A 16,767-nucleotide genomic window follows, 5' to 3' on the forward strand; every position below is an offset into this window, starting at 1 on the left:
TCGGGAGCAAGCCATGTCAGCCTCTTTCAACCACACCATCGTCTACGCAACGGACAAGCACCGTTCCGCGGAATTCCTTGCCCGAATCTTTGGGCTTCCGAAGCCGCAACCCATGTGGTCGTTCGTCACGGTGGCGTTGGACAACGGGGTCACGCTGGACTTCCTCCAGGCCAACGGGGACGTCGCACCGCAGCACTACGCCTTCCTCGTCAGCGAAGAGGACTTCGACCAGGTCTTCCTGCGGATCAGCGGGGAACACATACCGTACTGGGCCGACCCTGCCCGAACCCGCGCGCAACAGATCAACCACAACGACGGCGGCCGGGGGATCTACTTCTGTGACCCCGATGGGCATTTCCTGGAGGCGATCACCCGTCCATACGGTTCGGGCTGAGCGGGTTGTTTGCAGGCGTCAGCGTCCGGCTGCCTCGTCCAGTGCGTCAATCCGCAGTTGGCGTGATGCCGGTGAATCCAGGCTAAACGACCTGAAATCGCCCAGTTCATCGCGAATCCACGCCACCACCTCGCCAACCCGTTGACTCACCGCCGCTGTGGGTTCCGCGAAGGTCCACGCCGCAATCCTTTCCTTGCCGGGATCGTACTGCCAGAGCCCGATGATCCTCCCCCGGTCCAGGATCGGGTGGTCCGGGAGGTCGGCTTGGAGTGCGAGCGTGGAGCCCAGGACGCTCTTGCCCTTGTCCTCGTCGGCAAACATGTCGGCCGAATTCCGTCGCAGGAGGACCAATGAGTCCGTGCCTGCCAGCAGCTGGATCTGCTCGTCGCCGGGCTGATCAAAATCGGCCAAACGTTCGACGTCGGCGGTCAGCATCCACAGGACCTCTCCGTTCGCCGTGGGCACCTCCACTGCCCCGATGCCACCGAGCGCGGCTTTGCTCTGGGCCACTGTAAACGCGGTGAACCACTGGAACGTCGCTCCACCAGTCCAGCGCAGGTACCGTTCCAGCAAAAGGCGGCGGGCGCCGTCGTCGTCTAGTTTGCCCGGCGGCAGATCCCAAGAGGTGTAGGCATAGCGCTGTTGGTCGAGGCGGCCGTTGACGGGGACGCGGCGGATGCGGCCGTCCGCTTGCAGGAGTCCCAAGGCGGTGGGAAGCGTGGTGGAGGCGCCCTTTTTCTTGCCTTCCTCGCCCAGGCTACGGACCGAATCGCCGAGTGTGTCCCTCAGCTGTTTGGGGTCCATGGGGCTGCTGGATTCCTTGAGGGCGTGCAAGACCTCGTCCTCGAGGAGTTCGATTTCGCCGCGTTCCACACCCAGCTGTGCCAACACCTTGAACGGGGCAATCGCGGCGTCGCGGCCAATCTGGAGGGCCCAAGCATAGTCGGCGTGTCCTACGACGTAGCCCTGCCGGTGCCAGGCCCACGCTCGAAGGCGCTCCGGAGTGAGGGTGGCTGCGGCTGGACGGCGGTGGTCATGCGCCCATTCTGCACCCTCAGACACTGCTAGGTGATGGCTTTCAGGACCGTTGACGCAGTTGCGTCCCAGTTCTGAAGGCTATCCCTGGCTGTAATGGCTGCTCGGCGCCACTGCTGTCGCAGTACGGGGTCGGTGAGCCACGCCCGGAGTGTGTTGGCTGGTTCTTCTCCGGTGGCGACGTCCAGGGCGGCACCCGCTCCGGTGTTGTCCAGGGCTTCGACTGCACCGGTCCCCTCCCGGACAAGGACGGGGACACCATGGGCCAAGGATTCCGTCACCACCATCCCAAATGATTCGGAATGGGACAGGAGGATACTGAGGTCGGCCTTGTGCCACTGGTCTTCGAAGGCCCTGCCGGTCAGCTCGCCAGTGACACTGATACGGCCCTGCAGCCCGTGATGCCCGACGGCGGCCCTCACCTCGGCGGCGTACGCGGGGTCAGCGTCGTCCGAGCCAACCAGGGCGGCGGTCCACGGCAGATCTTGTAACTGGCTGAGGGCCTCAACCAAGAGTGTCTGGCTCTTGTTGGGCAGCAACGCGGCGACGGCCACGATGTGCTGTGGTTGCGATCCCTCGGCGAGGGTTGCCTTTTCAGCACCGGGCGTGGCAATGACAATGTTCTGCGTCCCATGCTTCGTCGCAAGCTCAGCTGCGGCGTGGGCACTAGGGCAGATGATCCCCGTAGCGGCTGCCAACGATTTGGCTTCGAGGTCACGGTGGTCCGCCAACGCCATGTGGGACAGGATCCAGACCTTGGTTCCTTGACCCGCGGCGCCGGCGATCTCCTCCGGCGCCCCGCTCGCCACCAAACCGTCGGCAATCACTGTTGTGCCGCCGTCGAGCATGTCACCGAACCGCTGCCGGTCCGTCGGGCTCCCAACCGGCCAGTCGCCGTCGACAACTACCATCTCGACGTCCGCTCCCAAGGCGGTCAGGTGCTCGGCGAGCTTGGCGTTGTACTTGTTCCCGCCCGAGCCGTGACGGACGTTTCCCGGGACCAGGAAGCGGATGGCAGTCACCTGGTTAGCTGCGCGGGAGTTCGAGCGAGTAGCCGGCCCAGGCGTCAGGGTTTTCGCGGAGGACGACGTCGATGCCGGTAAGGGCCGGGCCATCCTCAGTGTCCTGGATACGGGTGGCCATGGCGTCGGCGATATGCTTCGCGAGAGCCTCAGTGGTGGAAAGCTTGCCCTTGAACGCCGGGTGCTCATCCAGGTTCCTGTAGTTCAGGTCTTCCAGGATTTCCTCAAGGATGCCGCCCGCGGCGCCAATGTCCAGGACGATCGCGTCGTCGTTGAGGTTGGGGCGGCGGAAGCTGACTTCGGCAACGAACGTGGCCCCATGGAGGCCCTGCGCTGGGCCGAAGGCTTCGCGGGGAAGGCTGTGGGCGACCATGAAGTGGCGTCGGACGGTCAGGCTGAACATGTATTAATCCTCCGGGTTGGGATATGCGACCACATGGCAGAAGCCGCCGGGCTGTTCGAACAATCTAGCGAGGGTGGTGGGCAGATTCTGGAACTGGCATTCGCTGGTCAGGAACGTGTCGAACAGCGGGTCCTTCAACTGGTTCGCTGCTTCCTGCAGGCGCTGGGCGTTGGTGCGTCGGTGCCTTCTTGGAAGGGCAACTGCGCCGACCTGGCTGGAGCGGATGTTCAGCCTGCGGGCATGGAAGTCCTCCCCGAGTGGGAGGGTGACTTCCTTGTCCGCGAACCAGGAAAGTTCGATGACGTCCGAGTCGTCGCCTGCCAATTGCAGGCTCAGCTTGAGTCCATCGTTGGAGGCGGAGCAGTGGAAGACGATGTCGCAATCGTCCTGTGCTTCGTTGGGCAGCGCGAAGTCTACGTTGATGGTTTCCGCCAGCTTCTGCTTCTCCGGGTCCGCATCCACCAACTGCAGGCGACCGAGCGGATACTTCCGCAGGAGCGTCGCCAGGACGCCACCCACCAGGCCACCACCGACGACGGCGACACGGTCACCCAGCCTCGGCCCGGCTTCCCAGAGGGCGTTGATGGCAACTTCCACGATGCCCGTGAGCACAGCGCGGCGGGCAGGGACGTCCTCCGGGATGGCCGTGAGTTGGCTCGTGGGGACCACATAGAAGTCTTGGTGCGGGTGGAGGCTGAAGACTGTTCTTCCTCGCCATTCGTCCGGGCCTTCTTCCACAATGCCCACGCTAAGGTAGCCGTACTTCACCGGGCCCGGGAAGTCGCCCTCCTGGTGCGGGGCCTGCATCAGTTCAGCCACGCGTTCCGGGACCCGGCCTTCGTGGACCACGCGCTCCGTGCCTCGGCTGACGCCTGAGTACAAGGTCCTGACGAGGGACTCTCCTGTTTGGGGAGCGGCGAGGTGCTGGCTGCGGAGTTCGCCGCGGCCATCCTTCGTTACCCAGTAGGCGTGGGCTTCGTGTTCTTGTTCGTGCGAGATAGTCATGGTGCTTACGAATCTATCGGTGGGGCGCTGCGGACGGAAGTTGACGCGGATCGAACGGCGCGCCACCTGCATTTCGGGGCGGGACCAGCGGCGCTCGTTTTGGGGAACGGGGCCAATCTCGGGTAGCCTATTTCAGTTGGTGACGTGTCCGAGCGGCCGAAGGTGCAACACTCGAAATGTTGTTTGGTGTAAAAGCCAACGTGGGTTCAAATCCCACCGTCACCGCCAATGAGAAAGGCCCTGCTTCCCTTTGTTTACAAGGGAGGCGGGGCCTTTTCTCATCTTCTGGCTAAGCGTCTGCCCACATTTTGCCCACACTCGACTGTGAAACTGCGTGATCTAGAGCGTCTGAAACTGAGTCCAGGTCGCCATCAAACAGGTCTGCGTAGACATCCAGCGTCATCGCGGCCGAGCTGTGGCCGAGCCGGTCGCCTCGCCCCACCGATTTGGATGCCCTTGAGCTGACCCGTCTTGAGCATCGCGCGGATCTGAACCTCACTCGTTTCCAGCTCCGCCGCGACCTGCTCAATCGTCAGGAACCGGGTCCTCGGCGTGGCTACGCCGTGGAGTTATTGTGGCGGGTCTTTCCGAACGACAACGCCTTCGTCCCCGGGGAGTACTTTGCCCTGATCCCGCTCGGCTTGATCCTCAACGTTGAGCTCCCAAGCGTCTCCCGGCGAGCAGGGAGCAGTGGCACCAACGCTGTACGACTTGTCAGATGCATCGGTATCGAACTCAGCCCGAAGGACTGGACCACCCTCTGCGAAGACGGTCGGGTGTGTCGTTGGATTCACGGTGCGTACGGTCATCCCCAGGGATTTCCAATACTCGGCTACGCGTTTGGCGTCCTCGATGTGGTCGGTTCCTTGGGGTGCCCAGTGGTCGTAACCATAGCTGGCTCCCTTCTCGCCCTTTCCGAGGGAGCACTCCTGTGCTCCGGCGACGCCGTTGCGGGGCCACCAGCCGGTGACGTCGAGTTGCTTGGTGGTGTTGATGACGAGTTCGACCACGCGGTCCCGTCCTTCTCTGGCACTGGTTGTCTTCTCCGGCGTCGGCTTGTCTGACATTGTCGCGTTTGGCTCCTTCTCAGCGCATGCGGTTATTGTCATTCCCATCATTAGCACGGCCGTCGCGGCCATGAGGATCCTAATATGCGTCTTAACCGCTGGCATTTGACATTCCTTCCAGTAGGGCCTCTTGCAGATCAGTCGGCCCTAGCGGGACATACGGGGTGATCTTCTCGGTTTCTCCCCTGATTGCCCAGGCTACGTTTTTTAGAGACTCTGTTCGCTCGTCAAAGTATCCCGCCTGTTCGCCGCCATCAGGCATGAGACCGTTGTGGTCGGTGACGGGCCGTCCGGCGTCACCGCCGCTATCGGTGCCGAAAGCGTGGGAACCAAACTCAGGTTCGATGGGGTTCACGTGGTGGTCACGGCTGCCTTCCCGGCCAGTCCAAGCCCACTGGTCCCCGCTTTCGGTTTCGCCAGGGATCTTATCGCGCGCATGTCCGGAGTATACGTGTCCTGCGTTGAGGTCAGCGGCGGTATGGACGTTGTCGGGCAGTCCTGCCGAGCCGAGCGTGATGAAGTTATCCACCTTGATACCCGGCTGCGTCAGTGCCACCGCAGCGGTGGTCGTCCCGTAGGAGTGAGCCACAATATTGAGTTGCGGCGCGCTCTCACCGCGGACTGCGGCCAAGCCACCGAGCGCCCCGGCGAGTTTCTGCCCACCCGCTACTGCTCGATTCACATCAAGAACGCCGAGGTTGATGTTGTTATCCAGTGCGGGCGCGGGCGGGGTCTCGTACCCGATCCAGGACACCACAGCACTTCCCTCTGGAAGCAGGTCATGCAGGTTTTGGGCTACTTTCGTCCACCCCGTCATGTCACCGGTGGTGGTATTCATGCCCGGAACCGCGTAAGTGACACTGCTCGCAGAATCGAGGTCCCCGATCGACACGGCGGCCAATGGAGGGTTGTCCTGGGTGAAGGAAATCAAATGCCGCTTCTCCCAGCCCTCAGGGGTGAATTGCGCCTTTTGGATGTTGTTCAGCACGTCGAGTCGTTTCTGCAGGTCGGTGAGCGATTTCTTCAACACGGCCGCCACCGGAGGCACCTCGCCATAGCCCACTGTCGTCTCGTCCACCATGGCCTGTAGTTGGGCGATTTGGGCCTTCACATCGGTTACCGCTGCCTTGAGCGCGGTTTGGTTGGCGTGGTCCCGAGCCTTGTAGGGCATTCCTTCCACACGATGAGGTGAACGACACCCACGCGTTGCCCAGCTGCATGAGGTCTTGCTGCATGCCCGTATTACCTGCCCTGGCCTGGGACACGAACGTCCGGAGATGGTCCGGAACAGCTGAACTTTTCCCGTTAGAAGACCCACCGCCTGAGGTGCGGATGCGTTGGCGGGGAGAGAACACCGCCGAGATGGTTGGAGGCGCCACCGGCGTCTCAGAGGGTTTTGGATCAAAGAGGCCCTCTACCGCGGTGCCAACGTCTCCGATGAAGTTATCGCGCCTGCTTTCACGCTCGGCCTCCCGCTCCCGCCAATCGGACAGCCGGGACTGGCGGTCACGTTCCTCCCGCGCCTTTTGTTGTGCTTCTTCGACCTGCCCGGCAAGATCGTCAAGCACTGAGGCCAGCTTCCCGCGATCCTCAGCCTCAATGGAGGCAGCCTCCTTGAACAAGTCCGCATAACCACCAGCGAAGTCCTCCAGCGCAGTCTCCACCGCGCCGCGACGCAACACACCCACATCACGAAGCCGCCCATCCACATCGCGGGCAACCCTGACCAACGAAGTGGCAGCATCATCATCAAACGAAACGGCCAATGCTTACTCCCCCAACGAAAACCCTACGAACTGCTCAGGAAGGGCTGCTGGGCCCTTCCACCAAGGACGGCTACGCGCCGCCGCCGGCAGAGAAGATGTCCTGCGAAATCTTCTGCAACTGACCCCGCAACTGCTCCAACTCTTCCTTGGCCTTATCCAACGCAGCCTTCGTCTCCGGCCACGTCGAACCACGGAACTCAGCAGCCAACGGCCCATCCCACACATTCGGATCCGACAACAAACGACCCTGCGCATCCAACGCCGAAATCTGATCCGTGAAACCACCAGTAATAATCGACTGCACCTGACCAATAGCAGCCTTGGCCTGCTCAGTAGACAACACACGCGACATACAAACCCCCAAAGTAACAACCATAAAACCGACGGCGGGAACACCACCGGGGCCGGACATGCCCGACACTACCAACACCAAACCAATAAATCCAACAAATGGTGAAATTGCATGTCTCCAGGAAATCTCGATCACCGATACAGCCCCGGAGCAAGCGGTAACGGTGGAACTCATTTGCCCCCCAGGGCCTAGGGTGTGATTTTCAAACCTTGTCCCTGCCTGCGCGAACTGTCTGCGTCATGGCGAAGTTTGACCGTGATGGTTTCCAGGAGAACATGGCCGAGCTGAACGCGGAGGACCACGCCGGCGTGGTTGTGCGCAGCCCGTATGAGGACGTGGAGCCCGATCCGGAGTACCTGCCACAGAAGACTTGATGCACATTTTTGCAGATCACTGAGCGGTGTACTTGCACTAGTCTGCATTTCTGTTTAATCTAATACCAGATCAACTTGGTTGTTGGTGAAGCTCTTATAGGGTCCGTAGCTGTGGTGGCTACGGACCCTTTCTGCTTTCTAATCAAGTATCTTGAGGTGGTTGCAGGTATATATGTCCTCCTTGACGGATCTCCTTACCCGCAGAGTTGCCGCGATATGTCAGCGCGTGTCTATGCTCCACAAATGACGATAGAAAACAAGCAGCCAGGTGAGCTGTACACGTTGGAGGAAATCGGGGAACTCTTCAAATTGTCGAGGTCAACGATCTACCGCAGACGCAAAGAGGGCAACTGGCCGGGGTTGAAGGTTGGGTCCGAGTTCCGTTTCACGGCGGAAGAGCTCTAAAAGATCCAAGCTCTATACCGCAAAGAGGATCCGGGGCCCAGTGGGCCGGGTAGGCGCCCCATGGTTGGGACGCAGCGAACTCAAGCACTATCCCGTTCACGCAACTTCCGGAACGGATATACCAGATGACACATTCTGGGCACGTTTTGGGCGCACCCCCGGTGAATCCAGGTGGGATCGAGTGATGCAAATCCGAGTTATCTCGAGGATTACTCCGCCACGAGTGTTGCCGGAGAGGTTTCAAATCCCACCGTCACCGCCACATAGAAAGGCCCTGCTTCCCTTTGTTTACAAGGGAGACGGGGCCTTTCTTCATGTCTGGAGCGGGGCGCCGACCGCCTTGGCGTATTCGGTCCAGGACCCCTCCGCCCCGATCACCCGCACCCGCACCCGATCACCCGCACCCGACGACCCAACCCGTCATACACAAACTCGGTGACTGAACCATCAGGTTCCGTGACAGTAAGGAGCTGGCCCGCGGCGTCATACTCAAACGTGCGCGACCCGGTGGGGGTGGTTTCGCGGAGCAGCCGGCCACCGGCGTCGTACTCCTACCCCAACACCGAAGGCGAGGCCCCAGCGCTGTGGCTGTTGTGGTGGTGGCGGTGACCATTTGCCCGGCGGTGTCGTACCCGTACCGGGTCACGACCCCGTTCCGGGTCAGGCCGGTGATCCGCCCGCCGTCCTCACGGCCGACGGTCGGATCAACGACGGCGGTGAGGGCGCCGCCAAGGCCAACATCTGATCCGCTATCCCAGCCAGAGTGGGGCGCACGGGGCCAAGCTACGCTGCTAGTTCAAGTTAGCGACCTGCTTGCCATCGCAATTCTCTGACTTGCCGCAGGTGCTAGCGGCCAAAATAGCCGCCCGCCCTAAGAACCGGTGCACCCATGGCCCGCCGGACAGCACCACAGGCCAGGACTCCTAGTTGCCGAAATAGCCGCCCGCAGTAAGAATCGATTCACCCATGGCCCACTGTCCCGCGGTACACGCCACCACAATGGCAGTTCCGAGTATATAGAGACCAACTCGCGAACCTTTACGCATTTGATGGGCATCAGACTTCTTTCCCGAACGCCAAAATGCAAACAACACAGCAAGTATCGGCAGCATAGCTATCTGCATGGGAATACCCCCTCCACTTCTGTTGAATTGTCCGTTATATGGCATTCGAGTATCCCAAGGAACATTCAAAAAGACGAAGACAGCGATCCCGACACAGGCCACAAAGGAAACCACACAAAGGAGACGGATGAAGCGGACTGCCTTCTTTCCCAACAGCAGGTCTTCTTGCGTGAACTCACCTTCCGAGTCACTATCTCCGGTTGAAGGGCAATCTCCATCGTTTAGCCCCACAGCGGTGCCCCCGTTCCTTGCTCTACAAGTTCATTTCCCACAAATTTCACGCTTTCAACGATAGCCACAGCATGCGCTCCGCCGTACGCTGCCATACTGTGGGTCATCCATCCTGGATTGGGACTCAGTTCCGCGGCGCCGGGGAAACGCGTGAGAAGTGCACCGCCCGCGCCGTCAAATGTCATCTCGGCGATGCCATAGTCTTCGCGGCGAATGGCGTGGTCTACTGCACCACCAGCCAATGAGCCTCCCGCTCCAACACCGAGCTGAACTGCCTTCGAATACATGCCGGACAATGGAGTTGCAAGATACCCGGCTTGGGAGCCGATTGCGCCGCTGACGAATCCACCCGTCGCTGCTCCGATTGCACCCTCGAGAGTCCACTTGTTATCCGGAGATCTTTGGAGGTGGTACATGCCCGTGTTCCCGATACTGCCCGATATTCCATTGGTCAGTGCCGCCCTGCCCATCTGCTGTGGGTGCAACCGCGACAAATAGCTACCCGCACCGGTACTGACACGCGACACCCCCGAGGTCACTGCTGTTCCGACACGCGAACCCACAGCCGACACCGCAGACCCTGCCCTGGCCGCGCCCGACGCAGCCACCGAGCCCGCACGCCCCATGGCCGGCAGCAACTGCGTACTCACCGCCGTACCTGCCCGACCGAGCCCTGCCGTAACAGCACTGCTAACCTTGCCGGCCAACGGTCCTGCCACCACACCAACAGCACCCGTCAACGCCACCTGACCCCAGTTCACAGAGCCCGTCGTAGCTTTCTGGATAACCGTGTCCAAACCCGCACCAACCAACGCCAAACCAACGGGCCCACCCACACCGGTAGCCATCAAAACACCACCAGCAATCACCATCGCACCACCAGCCAAATACTCGTGCGCCGGGCCGTCGCGGCAAATCCAAACGCATCTTCTAGTTTTGGCCGCCCTCGCTGATGACGACGATGAGCAAGTGCGTCAAGCCGTCGCTTTCAATGGGTCAACGCCGACGAACGTGTTCATAGAACTAGCAGCCCAGAGCATCGATTTGGCCTTGCTCGTCGCTCTGAATCCTGACACTCCCAAGACTGTGATTGCGTCGCTTTTGGACGACGCAGAACCACTAGTCAGGTTCGTGGCGACCGGAATGAACACAAGGCGTCTCGCCGCCATTGCTTCCGAAATTTCGAGCCAGTAGGCTACGTGCCTTCATGCAGACCGGGCGCACCACATTTTGACTCCGACCCCGGCGACCGGACAAGGGCCATTACCAGCACCTTCCAGAGGTCAATTTCCGAAGACCTCTGCTGTTGTAATCACCTCCCCCAACCTGACGCCGTCGAAGGCTGCGAGCCACGGTTCCAAGCCTAGGTGGGCCTTCATTGCGCGCTCAAAAACAATCGGGGAAGTTGTTTTTCGGAACGGAATCCTCTGAGTTTCCGACTCGGTTGCCGCTCTACGCCGTTCAGCTCTGAAATCCTCGACCATGCAGTTTCCAAGCTCGCTGGTCCCGGTCTTATAAGCCGGGAGATACTTGCTGCCGTCCACCGCTTGGTTTTCGAGCACTTCCCAACGTCCAGGGCGGAAGAGCGCATCCAGAGTCAGTCCCCCAAAAACCGGTTCCGTCCTAAGCGCATCTGAAACTTTGGAATTGACCTCAGTCTCTGGGGCCACGAAATCGAAGATCACCACGTAATAGGACGAAAGGTAGGAAGATACAACGAGCCCAACCGCTGCATTCCCGTCGCCCAACGGGATCTTAAATACATCGCCCTCTCTGGGAACGACCATCTTCTCACTGTTTACCATGGATCTCCTCCGGCATTCGCATACCTTGCTTCACTCATCTGATGCCGTTTGTTCGAGAGCTGACCATCGGGGTTGCCCTTATTAGTTGGCCCCCCGTGTTGCCTGATCCAGTACTCCTCAGCTCTATCTAATGCAATCCCGGGTTCTGCACGGTCCAAGACTGTGAACTCGAACGCGGCATCAGGATAGTCTCGGGCGTGCTCTGCTTGTCGCAAAGAATACCTCAACTCATTCTTCGCTTGCCCGACGTATGGCTTCACATCACCCAACAGATCCACTCGATGGTAGACCACACCGTCTGGTACCGGTTGCAGATCACCGAGCTTCGTCGTCGGTGATGGTGGCAGGTCATGCCTATTGGCAGCGCCACCGATGGGTAGTGCGCCTGTGCCGCCGCCGAGGGCTGTTGCGCCGAGAAGTCCTGTTGGGGTGTGGGGTCCTGGTCCGGTGAGGTAGCCCCCGGCTCCGCTGATCGCCCCTTCGACACCGTTCTCGACGGCCATCCGGACCACAGGGTTCGTAGCCGCCTTAGTCGCGAGTTTCCCGGCCAGCAATCCCGCACCACCGCCGACCATGCCGAGGCCGCCGGAGATGGCTGCTTGGCCCCAGTTGACTTCGCCGGTGGTTGCTTTTTGGATGACGACGTCGGCGCCGAAGCTCATCAATCCCATACCGACGATCTGGCCGCCGGGGACGAACATCAACGCCGCCCCGCCCACGACGGCAAGGCCGCCGACGACGTATTCCCAGTTGTCTCCGAGCCAGTCGCCTGCTGCGGCGAACGCGCCGCGGGAGGAGCCGTCGTAGGCTTTCAGGTCGGCGTCGGTGAGGGGTCGCAGGCCGGTGGGGTCAGTGGTGTTGAGGGGGTTGTTTCCGGCGTAGGCGTAGGGGTTGCCGTCCCAGCCGGCTCCGAGGACGGGGGCGAGGGGGTCGGTGGAGAGGAAGGCCCGGGTGGACGGGTCGTAGGCGCGTTTGCCGAGCCATTCGAGCCCGGCGATGTCGATCCCGCCGCCGGCGGTCAGGGTGACCCCGGCGGGCAACACACCACCCAAACCCAACCCCGCGCTGGCTCCGGGGGTGGGGTGTGGGGTGGTGGGGGTTCCGAGGACGGCCCAGGGGTCGTGCTGGTCGGTGGGGCGGGCGGCACGCCAGCCCGGCGCGGTCCACGCTTGCCCGATACCTGTGACTCCGCCGGGCAGGGACACTACCTGGGTGGTGTTGATCCCGGCCAGGGTCGGCACGGGCGCTGCGGTGTCCCACCACAACGGCGTCCCGTCCACGGTGGCGAGTTCACCGAGCGCGTCGACGTGGAGCCGGTGCCGGGAACGTTCGGCCCCGTCCCGATCCTTTTCGACCGCTCCGGCCAGGAACCCGGTGGGGGCCCAGGCGTATTCGGTCCAGGACCCGTCGGCCCCGATCACCCGGACCCGCCGGCCCAGCCCGTCATACACAAACTCGGTGACCGAACCATCAGGTTCCGTGGCAGTAAGGAGCTGGCCCGCGGCGTCGTAGCTGTAGGTGCGGGCCCCGGTGCCGGTGGTTTCGCGGAGAAGCCGCCCACCGGCGTCGTACTCCCACCCCAACACCGAACCCGACACCGCCGCGGTGGTTCCTGTTTCGGTGGTGGTGGCGGTGACCATTTGCCCGGCGGTGTCGTACCCGTACCGGGTCACGACCCCGTTCCGGGTCAGGCCGGTGATCCGCCCGCCGTCCTCACGGCCGATGAGGGTCACATCAGCTGTGCCGGGGTTTTCGGTGGTGGTGCGGGTGTGTTCTGCAAGGTTTCCGTCCCGGTACGCCCATTCCTGGGTGTAGTTCCCGGCGGTCGCCGAAACGATCCGACCGGAGGGGTCGTGGGTGAAGGACGCGTCCCCGAGCAACGGGTTGGAGACCTTCACGACCCGCCCGGCGGGATCGCGGGTGTAGCGGGTGGTGGTCCCGGTGGGGTCGGTGATCGCGGCGCGGTTCCCGTCGGCGTCGTACTCCCACCCCAGCGCCTGCGTCCCGTTGGACTTTCTGGTGAGGAGTCCGCGCCGGTCAAAGACCAGTTCGTGCTCCACCGCGTACCCGGCCCCGCCGGTGTGATCGGTGATGACGACCCGGCGGCCGGTAACGTCGCGTTCGATGGCGGCGATCAGTGTCCCGTCCACCGAGGTGGTCGCTTCCCGGCCCGCACGGTCGTAGGTCCAGGTGGTGGTGTGCCCGTCCGGGTCCGTTTGGGACAGTTGCCGTCCCGCGGGATCGTAGGTGGCGGTGGTGACACGGCCGAGCGGGTCAGTGACCGTGTCGACCTGGTCCGTGGCCGTGTAGGTGCGGGTGGTGACCCCACCCAGAGGGTCGGTGATCCGGACCAGGCGGCCGCGGGTGTCGTACTCGAACCGGGTCCGGCCCCCGACCCCGTTGATGGTTTCGGTCAGTTCCCCGGCCAGGTTGTATTCAAAGCGGCGGGTCCCGTACCAGGAATCCTGGGCGAAGCTCAGCCGCCCAACCTTGTCGTACCCGTACCGGGCCGTCCCCTCCCCCGGGGTGTGCCGGGCGGTCAACCGCCCGCACGGGTCGTAGGCGAAGGTTTCGACCTCGCCGGTGGGCAGGGTCCTGGAGGTGAGGCGCTGATCGGGGTCGTAGGACAGTTCCGTGACCGCCCCGACCGGGTCAATACTGCGGAACGGGCGGCCGCAGTGGTCGTATTCGAACCTGGTCACCGCCCCGGCCGGGGAGGTGATCGAGGTGATCTTCCCGGCAATGTCGCGGCCCAGGACCGTCAACCCGCCCTCACCATCGACCAACTCGACCGGGTTCCCCGCCGCGTCATAGCTGACCAGCTCCGCGGACCCGTCCGCGGCCTCCACTTTCGTGGGGCGGCCGTACTCATCAAAACTGTACTTGGCGGTGGTGAACGCGTCCGCGACAGTGGCGGTGCCGTTCCCGCGGTCGGTGACGGCCCCGGTCCGGACCCCGGCCGGATCAACGACGGCGGTCAGGGCACCGACCGTGTCGTACTCCCGCATCCAGTCATGACCGGCAGGATCCGTGATCCCCACGAGCCGGGAGAGGTTGTCATGGGTGAAACCCCACCTCGCCCCGTCCGGCAACACCGCACCAGTGAGGTTCCCAAGCTCATCGAACACCCGCTCCACGACCCTGCCCAGCGGGTCGGTGGTCCGGACCAGTTCACCGTTGGGGGCGTACTCGAACACGGTCCGACCCCCATCCGGGGCAACCATTGCGGTGACCCGTCCCGCGGGGTCGTGCTCGAACGCCCACACCGCCCCGTCCGGGTCCACCCGACGGACCAACACCCCGGCACCGTCATAACTGAACCGGGTCGCGGCCCCCGAGGGGGTGTACGCGGTGACCGGTCTGCCGGCCTGGTCCCGGATGATCCTCGCCACGTCTCCTGCGGCGTTGCGGGTTGCGATGAGGTCCCCGAACTTGTCGTACTCAAAGCCGATCGTGACCCCGGCCGGGTCCGTGACCTGGGTCAGGAGCCCGTCCCGCCATTCCAGCTCGGTGCGCCCGCCCAGCGGGTCCAGGATCACCGACGGGTCCCTCGAGACCTCATCGGCGTACTCATACGTCACCACGGCACCGGACGCGGTGACCAGGGTAGTGATGCGGTCCTGCTCGTCCCACCCGTAAGTCAGGTCCGCGCCCTCCGGGGTGAGCGTGCGGGTTTTCCGGCCGCGGGTGTCGTAGCCGTGGACCGTGACCGCGCCGTCACGCTCGGTCAAAGACACCAGGTTCCCGTGCGCGTCATACGCCATGGACTGGCGCTGGTCCTCCGCGTCCAGCACCCCCACCAGACGGCCCTTCGAATCGGCGACCCACGAATTCGACCGGGACCCGTCCTCATCCGAAACCACCGTGACCCGGCCCGGCAAATACGCGAACCTCGTCCGCCGCCCATGCGCAGTGACCTGCAAAACCACACGGCCGGCCTCGTCATAGCTGTTTTCGGCCTCCACCACACCCGCAGCCGAGACCACCGAGGCGATCAGGCCCTGCTCGTTCCACCGATACACCCTCGTACCGGTCTCCGTGCCCACCGTGACCAAACGGCCCGTGGCATCGTAGCCGTATTGAACCCGGCGCCCGTCCGAACCACGGACCACCGCGACCACACCACCGACATAATCGATCTCCAGGAACCGGCCCCGCACATGCACCAACCGGTGCACCACACCAGCCCCGCCCCCGACCGCTTCACCGGTGGCGTCCGCGCTGGCATCCGCGCTGGCATCCGCGCTGCCGGGGTCCACAACACCGGATACGGTCTCTGATGGTGTGTGGCGGTGGGCCGAGACGGTCCGGCCTGGGCCTGCCCCGGTCCCGAGCCACACCCCGGCGGTGGTGTAAGCCCACCAACCGCCCTGGTTATCCGATACCACCAACACCTCAGTGACACCCTCCGGGACGGAGGACAGCTCCGCCAACCACGGTGTGCTGGCATCTTTGCGGGTGAGCCAGAAGTTCTCTCCGACCGCACGGGCCCAGCCGGTACCCTCACGGGGGAAATCCACCGCCCGGCCATCAGCCATCACCCAGCGGCAACCCTCATCCGACAAGACCAGGTGCTGGTCCAACACCGACGCCCACCCCGGACCAAACACCCCGGGGGTGTCCAGGCCAGAGCCCAACGAGTTATACATCCGCGTCAGCACCAGGTCCGAGCACGCCCCGGCGAACCCCAGATCGGTTTCGGGTTCAATGAAATTCCCCGTCGCCGTGTTCACCGGATCATTCGCATACCCGCTCGTGGGCATCGCCCCGGCCGCCGTGGGCGGATCAATGACCAGGCCCGTCCGGTGCCCCGAGACCCCCGCCGCTGCCAACGCCTCGTTCACCGCAGCGTCCGACAGGGTCGAGACCGCCCCCTCGCTACCGGCAGCAGCGAACGCGTCCGCGACCACCACCGCCCACGCCGCGTCATTCTCATTAGCCCGCAAATACTGCCGGAACGCCGTCACCACACCCGCAGCGTCGATCCGGCCCCACCCGCACCGGTCCGCGAACGACGACAGTTCCCCCTCCAAGGACCCCGGCACCGACGCGACCCCATCATCCAGGCCACGGGACCCGGCAGCGAAACTCCGCAACGACTCCGGACGCGCCGAAGACACCCCGCCCCCATACCCGCCACCCGGGCCCGGGGTCTCCCGCGACCCCGACGCCGGGGACTCGGACGGGAACGACGGCGCACTCCCGGGCTCCATGTTCGGCCGGGCCTCCTCACCCCAAATGTTGTCCCAGCCCTCTTCGAGCCAGTTCCGATTGTTATGCCGCCGGACCCACTCGTTATTCCGCCGCCGCCGGTCATCCTCTTCCCGCGCCTTTTCGATCATGGTCCCCACGTACTCCGCGACTTTCCGCAACGCCGCCGCCAACCCCGACGCGTCCCTGGCCGCCGTGGCCGCGTTCGCCGCGAACACCTCCGAAAAATGCCCCCGGAAATCCTCCCCCGCCCCGGTCACCAACGGAGCACGCGAACCCGAATGCTCATCAACCCGCGACGCTGCGGACTCAAAAGCACCCTTCACCGACTCGGCAACCCCATACACAAACCGGCCACCATGGCCAGCATCGGAATCCGGCAACAACGGCATCTCAACGAACTCGGTCACAACCAAAGCCCCCCACAGAACAAGAACGCGAACAAAACCCAGCAACCCACAAAACACCAGCACCACACGAAGACGGCACCACAACCACGCGGCACCACAAGAACACAGCGCAACGGCCGGGCAACCACACCGCACTAACGCGGCACGATCACCCGGCCCCCAC

Annotated in this window: 17 protein-coding genes and 1 tRNA gene; 7 read left to right on the plus strand and 11 right to left on the minus strand. The window is 63.2% G+C overall.

Translation table 11 applies throughout. The features are described from left to right. The first annotated feature begins 13 nt into the window (after positions 1-13). Entirely contained in the window at positions 14-394 is a 381-nt protein-coding gene (locus AC0J5Z_RS19970) for a VOC family protein (RefSeq protein ID WP_475035827.1), read from the plus strand. A gap of 18 nt (positions 395-412) precedes the next feature. Here AC0J5Z_RS19970 and AC0J5Z_RS19975 read toward each other — a convergent pair whose 3' ends face one another. The 4 genes from AC0J5Z_RS19975 to AC0J5Z_RS19990 all read right to left on the minus strand — a co-directional run bounded on the left by AC0J5Z_RS19975 (position 413) and on the right by AC0J5Z_RS19990 (position 3,859). Then, on the minus strand, positions 413-1,456 hold the full coding sequence (locus AC0J5Z_RS19975) for a winged helix DNA-binding domain-containing protein (protein ID WP_475035829.1): 1,044 nt from the start codon (positions 1,454-1,456) through the stop codon (positions 413-415). 2 nt (positions 1,457-1,458) lie between these two features. After that, complete coding sequence (locus AC0J5Z_RS19980) at positions 1,459-2,277, minus strand: glycosyltransferase family 4 protein (RefSeq protein ID WP_475039803.1); 819 nt, start codon at positions 2,275-2,277, stop codon at positions 1,459-1,461. A 178-nt stretch (positions 2,278-2,455) separates the two neighbouring features. Continuing rightward, complete coding sequence (locus tag AC0J5Z_RS19985; RefSeq protein WP_475035831.1) at positions 2,456-2,854, minus strand: 6-pyruvoyl trahydropterin synthase family protein; 399 nt, start codon at positions 2,852-2,854, stop codon at positions 2,456-2,458. Between the two features lie 3 nt (positions 2,855-2,857). Further along, positions 2,858-3,859, minus strand: a complete 1,002-nt coding sequence (locus AC0J5Z_RS19990) for a zinc-dependent alcohol dehydrogenase (protein ID WP_475035833.1) — start codon at positions 3,857-3,859, stop codon at positions 2,858-2,860. A gap of 138 nt (positions 3,860-3,997) precedes the next feature. Here AC0J5Z_RS19990 and AC0J5Z_RS19995 point away from each other — a divergent pair. After that, positions 3,998-4,087 (plus strand) — tRNA-Ser (locus AC0J5Z_RS19995). 341 nt (positions 4,088-4,428) lie between these two features. On the opposite strand, the gene AC0J5Z_RS20000 is transcribed toward AC0J5Z_RS19995, so the two are convergent. From AC0J5Z_RS20000 to AC0J5Z_RS20010, 3 genes are all read right to left on the minus strand, one after another. After that, positions 4,429-4,926 (minus strand): hypothetical protein, encoded by a 498-nt coding sequence (locus AC0J5Z_RS20000; RefSeq protein WP_475035835.1) that lies wholly within the window; start codon positions 4,924-4,926, stop codon positions 4,429-4,431. A 91-nt stretch (positions 4,927-5,017) separates the two neighbouring features. After that, on the minus strand, positions 5,018-6,097 hold the full coding sequence (locus AC0J5Z_RS20005) for an alpha/beta hydrolase (protein ID WP_475039806.1): 1,080 nt from the start codon (positions 6,095-6,097) through the stop codon (positions 5,018-5,020). Between the two features lie 665 nt (positions 6,098-6,762). Next, the gene (locus AC0J5Z_RS20010; protein WP_475035837.1) at positions 6,763-7,218 is read right to left on the minus strand and encodes a hypothetical protein; all 456 of its coding nucleotides are present in this window, start codon (positions 7,216-7,218) and stop codon (positions 6,763-6,765) included. Positions 7,219-7,283: 65 nt separating this feature from the next. Here AC0J5Z_RS20010 and AC0J5Z_RS20015 point away from each other — a divergent pair, with 65 nt between their 5' ends. The 4 genes from AC0J5Z_RS20015 to AC0J5Z_RS20030 all read left to right on the plus strand — a co-directional run bounded on the left by AC0J5Z_RS20015 (position 7,284) and on the right by AC0J5Z_RS20030 (position 8,568). Further along, a complete protein-coding gene (locus AC0J5Z_RS20015) occupies positions 7,284-7,418 on the plus strand; it encodes a hypothetical protein (protein WP_475035839.1) in 135 nt (44 codons plus the stop codon). Between the two features lie 243 nt (positions 7,419-7,661). Then, entirely contained in the window at positions 7,662-7,823 is a 162-nt protein-coding gene (locus tag AC0J5Z_RS20020; RefSeq protein ID WP_475035841.1) for a helix-turn-helix domain-containing protein, read from the plus strand. Positions 7,824-8,258: 435 nt separating this feature from the next. Continuing rightward, positions 8,259-8,432 carry a hypothetical protein gene (locus AC0J5Z_RS20025; protein ID WP_475035843.1) on the plus strand — a complete coding sequence of 58 codons (174 nt, stop codon included), beginning with the start codon at positions 8,259-8,261 and terminating at the stop codon, positions 8,430-8,432. A 4-nt stretch (positions 8,433-8,436) separates the two neighbouring features. After that, entirely contained in the window at positions 8,437-8,568 is a 132-nt protein-coding gene (locus AC0J5Z_RS20030; RefSeq protein WP_475035845.1) for a hypothetical protein, read from the plus strand. A gap of 178 nt (positions 8,569-8,746) precedes the next feature. On the opposite strand, the gene AC0J5Z_RS20035 is transcribed toward AC0J5Z_RS20030, so the two are convergent. Together AC0J5Z_RS20035 and AC0J5Z_RS20040 are read right to left on the minus strand one after the other, a co-directional pair. Beyond that, positions 8,747-9,178, minus strand: a complete 432-nt coding sequence (locus tag AC0J5Z_RS20035; RefSeq protein ID WP_475035847.1) for a hypothetical protein — start codon at positions 9,176-9,178, stop codon at positions 8,747-8,749. Beyond that, the gene (locus AC0J5Z_RS20040; RefSeq protein WP_475035849.1) at positions 9,169-10,026 is read right to left on the minus strand and encodes a hypothetical protein; all 858 of its coding nucleotides are present in this window, start codon (positions 10,024-10,026) and stop codon (positions 9,169-9,171) included. Before AC0J5Z_RS20040 ends, AC0J5Z_RS20035 begins: the two co-directional genes overlap by 10 nt. Positions 10,027-10,114: 88 nt before the next feature. Between AC0J5Z_RS20040 and AC0J5Z_RS20045 the strand changes: the two genes are divergently transcribed. Next, complete coding sequence (locus AC0J5Z_RS20045) at positions 10,115-10,372, plus strand: hypothetical protein (protein ID WP_475035851.1); 258 nt, start codon at positions 10,115-10,117, stop codon at positions 10,370-10,372. 89 nt (positions 10,373-10,461) lie between these two features. Here AC0J5Z_RS20045 and AC0J5Z_RS20050 read toward each other — a convergent pair whose 3' ends face one another. After that, complete coding sequence (locus tag AC0J5Z_RS20050) at positions 10,462-10,983, minus strand: Imm26 family immunity protein (RefSeq protein ID WP_475035853.1); 522 nt, start codon at positions 10,981-10,983, stop codon at positions 10,462-10,464. Then, on the minus strand, positions 10,977-16,604 hold the full coding sequence (locus tag AC0J5Z_RS20055) for a DUF6531 domain-containing protein (protein ID WP_475035855.1): 5,628 nt from the start codon (positions 16,602-16,604) through the stop codon (positions 10,977-10,979). Before AC0J5Z_RS20055 ends, AC0J5Z_RS20050 begins: the two co-directional genes overlap by 7 nt. Positions 16,605-16,767: the final 163 nt, after the last annotated feature.

The organism is Paenarthrobacter sp. TRD_SC_7 (assembly GCF_056156245.1).

What these genes read in the sequence shown, in the direction of transcription:
- AC0J5Z_RS19970 (WP_475035827.1), top strand. Translation starts at nt 14, where the DNA reads ATGTCAGCCTCTTTCAACCACACCATCGTCTACGCAACGGACAAGCAC.
- AC0J5Z_RS19980 (WP_475039803.1), bottom strand. Translation starts at nt 2,277, where the DNA reads ATGCTCGACGGCGGCACAACAGTGATTGCCGACGGTTTGGTGGCGAGC.
- AC0J5Z_RS19985 (WP_475035831.1), bottom strand. Translation starts at nt 2,854, where the DNA reads ATGTTCAGCCTGACCGTCCGACGCCACTTCATGGTCGCCCACAGCCTT.
- AC0J5Z_RS19990 (WP_475035833.1), bottom strand. Translation starts at nt 3,859, where the DNA reads ATGACTATCTCGCACGAACAAGAACACGAAGCCCACGCCTACTGGGTA.
- AC0J5Z_RS20000 (WP_475035835.1), bottom strand. Translation starts at nt 4,926, where the DNA reads ATGTCAGACAAGCCGACGCCGGAGAAGACAACCAGTGCCAGAGAAGGA.
- AC0J5Z_RS20005 (WP_475039806.1), bottom strand. Translation starts at nt 6,097, where the DNA reads ATGCCCTACAAGGCTCGGGACCACGCCAACCAAACCGCGCTCAAGGCA.
- AC0J5Z_RS20010 (WP_475035837.1), bottom strand. Translation starts at nt 7,218, where the DNA reads ATGAGTTCCACCGTTACCGCTTGCTCCGGGGCTGTATCGGTGATCGAG.
- AC0J5Z_RS20015 (WP_475035839.1), top strand. Translation starts at nt 7,284, where the DNA reads ATGGCGAAGTTTGACCGTGATGGTTTCCAGGAGAACATGGCCGAGCTG.
- AC0J5Z_RS20020 (WP_475035841.1), top strand. Translation starts at nt 7,662, where the DNA reads ATGACGATAGAAAACAAGCAGCCAGGTGAGCTGTACACGTTGGAGGAA.
- AC0J5Z_RS20040 (WP_475035849.1), bottom strand. Translation starts at nt 10,026, where the DNA reads ATGGCTACCGGTGTGGGTGGGCCCGTTGGTTTGGCGTTGGTTGGTGCG.
- AC0J5Z_RS20050 (WP_475035853.1), bottom strand. Translation starts at nt 10,983, where the DNA reads ATGGTAAACAGTGAGAAGATGGTCGTTCCCAGAGAGGGCGATGTATTT.